General features: G+C 36.4%; 9 protein-coding genes and 1 pseudogene. 3 read left to right on the top strand and 7 right to left on the bottom strand.

All coding sequences use genetic code 11. The features are described from left to right. The 3 genes from BST93_RS00155 to BST93_RS14075 form a co-directional block, all read left to right on the top strand. Positions 1-751 (top strand): GLPGLI family protein (locus tag BST93_RS00155; protein WP_105017647.1); only part of this gene is annotated, 751 nt, incomplete at its 5' end. 89 nt (positions 752-840) lie between these two features. Beyond that, positions 841-1698 (top strand): GLPGLI family protein, encoded by an 858-nt coding sequence (locus BST93_RS00150; protein WP_105017646.1) that lies wholly within the window; start codon positions 841-843, stop codon positions 1696-1698. A gap of 561 nt (positions 1699-2259) precedes the next feature. Further along, entirely contained in the window at positions 2260-2409 is a 150-nt protein-coding gene (locus BST93_RS14075) for a hypothetical protein (RefSeq protein ID WP_181072493.1), read from the top strand. A gap of 1532 nt (positions 2410-3941) precedes the next feature. On the opposite strand, the gene BST93_RS00145 is transcribed toward BST93_RS14075, so the two are convergent. The 7 genes and pseudogenes from BST93_RS00145 to BST93_RS14725 all read right to left on the bottom strand — a co-directional run bounded on the left by BST93_RS00145 (position 3942) and on the right by BST93_RS14725 (position 7503). After that, positions 3942-4739 carry a hypothetical protein gene (locus BST93_RS00145; RefSeq protein WP_105017645.1) on the bottom strand — a complete coding sequence of 266 codons (798 nt, stop codon included), beginning with the start codon at positions 4737-4739 and terminating at the stop codon, positions 3942-3944. A gap of 196 nt (positions 4740-4935) precedes the next feature. Continuing rightward, positions 4936-5268 (bottom strand): hypothetical protein, encoded by a 333-nt coding sequence (locus BST93_RS00140; protein WP_105017644.1) that lies wholly within the window; start codon positions 5266-5268, stop codon positions 4936-4938. Positions 5269-5431: 163 nt separating this feature from the next. Next, positions 5432-5755: a hypothetical protein gene (locus tag BST93_RS00135; RefSeq protein WP_105017643.1), complete on the bottom strand. Its 324-nt coding sequence runs from the start codon at positions 5753-5755 to the stop codon at positions 5432-5434. Continuing rightward, positions 5749-6060 (bottom strand): carboxypeptidase-like regulatory domain-containing protein, encoded by a 312-nt coding sequence (locus tag BST93_RS00130; protein WP_105017642.1) that lies wholly within the window; start codon positions 6058-6060, stop codon positions 5749-5751. The genes BST93_RS00135 and BST93_RS00130 overlap by 7 nt, the downstream gene beginning before the upstream one ends. A gap of 35 nt (positions 6061-6095) precedes the next feature. Continuing rightward, positions 6096-6626 carry a GLPGLI family protein gene (locus tag BST93_RS14280; protein WP_219843727.1) on the bottom strand — a complete coding sequence of 177 codons (531 nt, stop codon included), beginning with the start codon at positions 6624-6626 and terminating at the stop codon, positions 6096-6098. 29 nt (positions 6627-6655) lie between these two features. Next, the gene (locus BST93_RS14275; RefSeq protein WP_219843726.1) at positions 6656-6976 is read right to left on the bottom strand and encodes a hypothetical protein; all 321 of its coding nucleotides are present in this window, start codon (positions 6974-6976) and stop codon (positions 6656-6658) included. Between the two features lie 183 nt (positions 6977-7159). Beyond that, positions 7160-7503: pseudogene (locus BST93_RS14725) on the bottom strand (GLPGLI family protein). Positions 7504-7809 lie beyond the last annotated feature (306 nt).

Genomic DNA, 7809 nt, shown 5'->3' with positions numbered 1-7809 from the left:
AATGGACAGTACAGCTGTTAAAGAAATGGGCGCAGAAATGGCCAAAGCCATTCAAAACGCTCTCCAAACCGCAGGAGAAGCTGAATTTACTTTACAATTCACTCGTACTGAATCCGTATATGAAGAGGTAAAGCAACTGGAAAAACCTCAACCTAAAATGGAAGGGTTATCTATAACGATTAGTGGAGATGGTAGCGCTTATGGAACTACCTATAAAGACCTAGAGAAGGGAACTTATTTAAGGGAAGATAAGATCCAAGGAAAAGAATTTTTAATCAGTGATGATCTTGAAAAATGGGATTGGAAAATTACTGGGGAACAAAAGAAAATAGGGAATTACACTGCTATAAAAGCTACTTATGTAATTCCAAAGCCAGAACTCACTGAAGAGGAAAAGAAAGAAAAAGAAGAAAAAGAGCAAAAAGAAGGAGTAAGTATATTAGACAGCATTCCACAAGAAGATACGGTAGTTACTGCTTGGTTTACACCCGAATTGCCAGTTCAAAATGGTCCAGGTTCCTACCACGGTTTACCAGGTTTGATTTTGGAAGTAAGTGACGGGTCTACCATTTTACTGTGTACCAAAGTGGAACTTAATCCAGAGAAATTCAAGCTTAAAAAACCAAAAAATGGTAAAAAAATATCATTAAGTGATTTTGAGGAATTACGTGAGAAAAAACAAAAAGAAATGATGGAACGTTTTAAAGGAAGACGTTCTGGCGACACTCAAGTAATCATGATTGGTGGATAAAGGTTAAAAGTTTCTTAACGCTTGAAACTTTAATGGGCTTATGTAGTCCAACCCATTGTGGTAAAACCATATTAATCTAAAACCCGATTATGAAAAAGATATTTTTTGCTCTTATTGCACTGGCGGCAACGGTTGCGACTGCACAAGAGATTTCTGGCGAGGCTACCTACCTTTCTAAAACAAAAATGGACACCAGCTGGATGGATGAGAACCGTAATCTTACTCCAGAACAACGCAAGCGTATTGAACAAAACATGAAAAAGATGAGTGAAAAAACTTTTACACTCACTTTTAATCGTAACGAGTCCATGTACAAGGAAGAAAAAGAGCTGCAAACTCCAGGTCGTGGTGGTCGTGGCTGGGGAAATTGGATGGGTACCAGTATGTCAGGCGACAAATACAAAAACTTAGAAGAAAAAGTATGGTTAGAAGAACGAGACATGTTCGGAAAACAATTTTTAGTAACTGATAGCCTGCATACTATTGAATGGGAGATCACGGGAGAACAGCGTCAAATAGGCCAATACCCAGCCATCAAAGCTATAGGAACTAAAAAGAACAATAGTTTGGATTGGAGTAGTTTCCGACGTCGTCAACCTAAAAATGCCGAAGAAAAGAAAAAGGATAGCATTGCCATGAAAGAAGGTCGTTTTGAAGACGTATACGAGCAAGCCGATGAAATTAAAGTCATTGCTTGGTTTACACCAGCTATTCCAGTACAACACGGTCCTGCAGAATATGGTGGTTTACCTGGTTTGATTCTTGAATTAAATGCAGGAGAAACTACGTTATTATGTAGTAAAGTCGTTATGAATCCGGCAGAGCCTGAGGAAATTAAAAAACCTAAAAAAGGTGAGGTCATTAACGAGGAAGACTACAACGAATTGTTTACAAAAAAAATGCAAGAGATGCGCCAGCGTTTTAGAGGACGTGGTCGTCGTGGATAACATCTTAAAAACCCGAACATTTTAATCTACCTGTTCGGGTAATTTTTTACAACTTTACTTATGAAAAAGAATATTCTTATAGCCATTTTGTGCTTATTTGTTTTCGCTTTCGCGAAAGCGCAATCTGTAAAATCACAGGAGGGTGGCAGATAGTTTAGGAAATACGTTAGTATGCAAACGTAATCGCCTATCAACAAGATAAAAATTTAGTGCCTTTGGTATCACAAATGATCAAGTAAATACCAACTTTTGAATCTTAAAAAAGACAGTACATACATTCTCAAGTGTCTTTTTTAGGATTGAAAACTATTGAGGATACTGTCAAAAACATCCAGACAGATCTAGTTAAAAATTATATCATGTAAATGGCGCCGATGAACTTGACGCAATTAACATTGTCTATGAGATGCCGGTTCTATAAAAGGTGATACCATCGTTTACAATGCCGATAGTTTACCAATGGAACTGAGGATAAACTAGAAGATACCCTTAACAAATTACCAGGTGTTGAAGTAAATGAGGACGAGACATTCTTGTAGAAGGTAAACAGTTGAGAAAGTCATGGTAGAAGGTAAAGATTTCTTTGAAGGTGATAGTCGCTTAGCTACAAAAAACATCCCAGCAGATGCAATTGATAAAGTACAGGTTCTTAGAAATTATAATAATCGCAGCCAATTAAAGGGTCTAGGAACGATCAAGATAGAGTCGTGATTAATTGAAGTTGAAAGAAGGAAAAAGAAATTTGGTTGGAGAAGCTACTGTAGGAGCTGTTATGGTGGTGACAAAGCTAGGTATATCATCCAGCCTAAAGCCTTTTATTACAGTGAAGATTTCTCAATGAATATTTTAACTGACTTTAATGATTTAGGAACACCTGCTTTCACTGTCGAGATTACTTTAGATTCATAGGTTTTAGTCGTCGCGATACAAGACAGAACAATTCTAGTATAAACGTTCAAGCTCAAAACCCTTTAAACGTATTTCAGGTAATCGAGCCCTTAATATAGAGAGCCAGTTTGTGCACTTAACACATCATGGTCGGTTAATAATAAGTTGGATATAAGTTCATTTGCCATAGTTTCTAAAAACACAATCGATACTCGCAGTACGAGCAGAAGAACCTTTGTGGATAATTCTAATACTGAGGAAACGGATAATAGAGTGTAGATGAAACAGTTCCGCTTTATTTAAATTGGAGCAGAGTATAACCCTACTGATGCGTTTACTCTAAGTTATGATGGAAGATTCAATTATGCAGACCAGCAAGGTGTAAGTGATTTAAGTTCTATTGATCGTGAAGCAGATCGTAGTATAGATACTCGTGATGAACAACAGCCTATTACGTTTAACCAGTCTTAAATATTACTACACCGCAAACGAGAAAAACATTTTTGCGTTTGAAAGTCAGTTTTTGAATCAGTACGAGGATCCTTTTTACAATGCATTTTAGATATAGATCCTTTTGACCCAACCACAAATACGGAACCTTTTAACGGTAGACTAGGTATAGGTGAGCAGATATTTATAATATCAATCAAGAACAATTTGTTAACACAAATAAGTTGGATGCAAAGCTGGATTATTACTATGTATTAAACAAAAAAAGTAATTTAAACTTTACTGTAGGAACAAGTTATGTGTCTCAAAACTTTGATTCAGATATATTGAGATTCAAGCAGATGGAACTCGTAACGAATTACAAGATTCAAATTTACGCAATGATGATGTGAACTTTGATTTCTTAGACGTTTATGGAGCTGTTCATTATAAAGCTTTTTAGGTAAGTTCACCATAACACCTGGTTAACTGCGCATTCATTTCAAACAAAGACAGACAGAATGGAGTTACTAATACTATCGAAACGGAACGTGTTGTACCGGACGTAGAAGTACGTTACGATTTTAGAAGTTCAGAAACTTTGACACTTAACTACGATCAAAATGTAACTTTTAATGATGTAAATAGTTATGCCAATGTATTTTATTTAGAGGTTATAGTCCCTACAAAGCGGTAACAATCAGATAGAAGGAGCTTTGAATGATCGAGTAAGATTAAGCTATCGTAACTTCAACATGTTTATTACACTACCATATTTGGTAATGTTACCTACACCCGATTAACTGATGCTATTCAAAATGAAGGGCTTTAGATGTATCAATCAATTTCTCGTCCTATAAATGCATTATTGCCTAATGAAGCTTTAAGTGCAACTGGTCTTTGGTCGAGAAACTTGATTGATACATCTAAAAGCCACTCATTTGAATAGCATCAGTTAATCGGGTGTAGGTAACATTACCAAATATGGTAGTGTAATTAAACATGTTGAAGTTACGATAGCTTAATCTTACTCGATCATTCAAAGCTCCTTCTATCTGATTGTTACCGCTTTGTAGGGAACTATAACCTCTAAATAAAATACCATTGGCATAACTATTTACATCATTAAAAGTTACATTTTGATCGTAGTTAAGTGTCAAAGTTTCTGAACTTCTAAAATCGTAACGTACTTCTACGTCCGGTACAACACGTTCCGTTTCGATAGTATTAGTAACTCCATTCTGTCTGTCCTTTGTTTGAAATGAATGCGCAGTTAATCCAGGTGTTATGGTGAACTTACCTAAAATAGCTTTATAATGAACAGCTCCATAAACGTCTAAGAAATCAAAGTTCACATCATCATTGCGTAAATTTGAATCTTGTAATTCGTTACGAGTTCCATCTGCTTGAATCTCAAATATATCTGAATCAAAGTTTTGAGACACATAACTTGTTCCTACAGTAAAGTTTAAATTACTTTTTTTTTTTAATACATAGTAATAATCCAGCTTTGCATCCAACTTATTTGTGTTAACAAATTGTTCTTGATTGATATTATAAATATCCTGCTCACCTATACCTAGTCTACCGTTAAAAGGTTCCGTATTTGTGGTTGGGTCAAAAGGATCTATATCTAAAACTGCATTGTAAAAAGGATCCTCGTACTGATTCAAAAACTGACTTTCAAACGCAAAAATGTTTTTCTCGTTTGCGGTGTAGTACATATTTAAAGACTGGTTAAACGTAATAGGCTGTTGTTCATCACGAGTATCTATACTACGATCTGCTTCACGATCAATAGAACTTAAATCACTTACACCTTGCTGGTCTGCATAATTGAATCTTCCATCATAACTTAGAGTAAACGCATCAGTAGGTTATACTCTGCTCCCAATTTAAATAAAGCGGCAACTGTTTCATCTACACCTCTATTATCCGTTTCCTCAGTATTAGAATTATCCACAAAGGTTCTTCTGCTCGTACTGCGAGTATCGATTGTGTTTTAGAAACTATGGCAAATGAACTTATATCCAACTTATTATTAACCGACCATGATGTGTTAAGTGCACCAAACTGGCTCTCTATATTAAGGGCTCGATTACCCTGAAATACGTTTAAAGGGTTTTGAGCTTGAACGTTTATACTAGAATTGTTCTGTCTTGTATCGCGACGACTAAAACCTATGAATCTAAAGTAATCTCGACCAGTGAAAGCAGGTGTTCCTAAATCATTAAAGTCAGTTAAAATATTCATTGAGAAATCTTCACTGTAATAAAAGGCTTTAGGCTGGATGATATACCTAGCTTTGTCACCACCATAACCAGCTCCTACAGTAGCTTCTCCAAACCAAAATTTCTTTTCCCTTCTTTCAACTTCAAATTAATCACGACTCTATCTTGATCGTTCCCTAGACCCTTTAATTGGCTGCGATTATTATAATTCTAAGAACCTGTACTTTATCAATTGCATCTGCTGGGATGTTTTTTGTAGCTAAGCGACTATCACCTTCAAAGAAATCTTTACCTTCTACCATGACTTTCTCAACCTGTTTACCTTCTACAAGAATGTCTCCGTCCTCATTTACTTCAACACCTGGTAATTTGTTAAGGGTATCTTCTAGTTTATCCTCAGTTCCATTGGTAAAACTATCGGCATTGTAAACGATGGTATCACCTTTTATAGAAACCGGCATCTCATAGACAATGTTAATTGCGTCAAGTTCATCGGCGCCATTTAACATGATATAATTTTAACTAGATCTGTCTGGATGTTTTTGACAGTATCCTCAATAGTTTTCAATCCTAAAAAAGACACCTTGAGAATGTATGTACTGTCTTTTTTAAGATTCAAAAGTTGGTATTTACCTTGATCATTTGTGATACCAAAGGCACCTAAATTTTTATCTTGTTGATAGGCGATTACGTTTGCCATACCTAACGTATTTCCTAAACTATCTGCCACCACTCCTGTGATTTTAACAGATTGCGCTTTCGCGAAAGCGAAAACAAATAAGCACAAAATGGCTATAAGAATATTCTTTTTCATAAGTAAAGTTGTAAAAAATTACCCGAACAGGTAGATTAAAATGTTCGGGTTTTTAAGATGTTATCCACGACGACCACGTCCTCTAAAACGCTGGCGCATCTCTTGCATTTTTTTTGTAAACAATTCGTTGTAGTCTTCCTCGTTAATGACCTCACCTTTTTTAGGTTTTTAATTTCCTCAGGCTCTGCCGGATTCATAACGACTTTACTACATAATAACGTAGTTTCTCCTGCATTTAATTCAAGAATCAAACCAGGTAAACCACCATATTCTGCAGGACCGTGTTGTACTGGAATAGCTGGTGTAAACCAAGCAATGACTTTAATTTCATCGGCTTGCTCGTATACGTCTTCAAAACGACCTTCTTTCATGGCAATGCTATCCTTTTTCTTTTCTTCGGCATTTTTAGGTTGACGACGTCGGAAACTACTCCAATCCAAACTATTGTTCTTTTTAGTTCCTATAGCTTTGATGGCTGGGTATTGGCCTATTTGACGCTGTTCTCCCGTGATCTCCCATTCAATAGTATGCAGGCTATCAGTTACTAAAAATTGTTTTCCGAACATGTCTCGTTCTTCTAACCATACTTTTTCTTCTAAGTTTTGTATTTGTCGCCTGACATACTGGTACCCATCCAATTTCCCCAGCCACGACCACCACGACCTGGAGTTTGCAGCTCTTTTTCTTCCTTGTACATGGACTCGTTACGATTAAAAGTGAGTGTAAAAGTTTTTTCACTCATCTTTTTCATGTTTTGTTCAATACGCTTGCGTTGTTCTGGAGTAAGATTACGGTTCTCATCCATCCAGCTGGTGTCCATTTTTGTTTTAGAAAGGTAGGTAGCCTCGCCAGAAATCTCTTGTGCAGTCGCAACCGTTGCCGCCAGTGCAATAAGAGCAAAAAATATCTTTTTCATAATCGGGTTTTAGATTAATATGGTTTTACCACAATGGGTTGGACTACATAAGCCCATTAAAGTTCAAGCGTTAAGAAACTTTTAACCTTTATCCACCAATCATGATTACTTGAGTGTCGCCAGAACGTCTTCCTTTAAAACGTTCCATCATTTCTTTTGTTTTTCTCACGTAATTCCTCAAAATCACTTAATGATATTTTTTACCATTTTTTGGTTTTTAAGCTTGAATTTCTCTGGATTAAGTTCCACTTTGGTACACAGTAAAATGGTAGACCCGTCACTTACTTCCAAAATCAAACCTGGTAAACCGTGGTAGGAACCTGGACCATTTTGAACTGGCAATTCGGGTGTAAACCAAGCAGTAACTACCGTATCTTCTTGTGGAATGCTGTCTAATATACTTACTCCTTCTTTTTGCTCTTTTCTTCTTTTTCTTTCTTTTCCTCTTCAGTGAGTTCTGGCTTTGGAATTACATAAGTAGCTTTTATAGCAGTGTAATTCCCTATTTTCTTTTGTTCCCCAGTAATTTTCCAATCCCATTTTTCAAGATCATCACTGATTAAAAATTCTTTTCCTTGGATCTTATCTTCCCTTAAATAAGTTCCCTTCTCTAGGTCTTTATAGGTAGTTCCATAAGCGCTACCATCTCCACTAATCGTTATAGATAACCCTCCATTTTAGGTTGAGGTTTTCCAGTGCTTTACCTCTTCATATACGGATTCAGTACGAGTGAATTGTAAAGTAAATTCAGCTTCTCCTGCGGTTTGGAGAGCGTTTGAATGGCTTTGGCCATTTCTGCGCCCATTTCTTTAACAGCTGTACTGTCCATTTCT

Origin of the sequence: Nonlabens tegetincola (genome assembly GCF_002954355.1) — a bacterium.
Classification (GTDB): Bacteria; Bacteroidota; Bacteroidia; order Flavobacteriales; family Flavobacteriaceae; genus Nonlabens; species Nonlabens tegetincola.
This window is presented reverse-complemented; position numbering and strand designations above follow the sequence as displayed.

Excerpts from the sequence above, each read along its gene's own strand:
- BST93_RS00150 (WP_105017646.1), top strand. The coding sequence starts at position 841 with ATGAAAAAGATATTTTTTGCTCTTATTGCACTGGCGGCAACGGTTGCG.
- BST93_RS14075 (WP_181072493.1), top strand. The coding sequence starts at position 2,260 with ATGGTAGAAGGTAAAGATTTCTTTGAAGGTGATAGTCGCTTAGCTACA.
- BST93_RS00145 (WP_105017645.1), bottom strand. The coding sequence starts at position 4,739 with ATGTACTACACCGCAAACGAGAAAAACATTTTTGCGTTTGAAAGTCAG.
- BST93_RS00140 (WP_105017644.1), bottom strand. The coding sequence starts at position 5,268 with ATGAATATTTTAACTGACTTTAATGATTTAGGAACACCTGCTTTCACT.
- BST93_RS00135 (WP_105017643.1), bottom strand. The coding sequence starts at position 5,755 with ATGTTAAATGGCGCCGATGAACTTGACGCAATTAACATTGTCTATGAG.
- BST93_RS00130 (WP_105017642.1), bottom strand. The coding sequence starts at position 6,060 with ATGAAAAAGAATATTCTTATAGCCATTTTGTGCTTATTTGTTTTCGCT.
- BST93_RS14280 (WP_219843727.1), bottom strand. The coding sequence starts at position 6,626 with ATGTTCGGAAAACAATTTTTAGTAACTGATAGCCTGCATACTATTGAA.
- BST93_RS14275 (WP_219843726.1), bottom strand. The coding sequence starts at position 6,976 with ATGAAAAAGATATTTTTTGCTCTTATTGCACTGGCGGCAACGGTTGCG.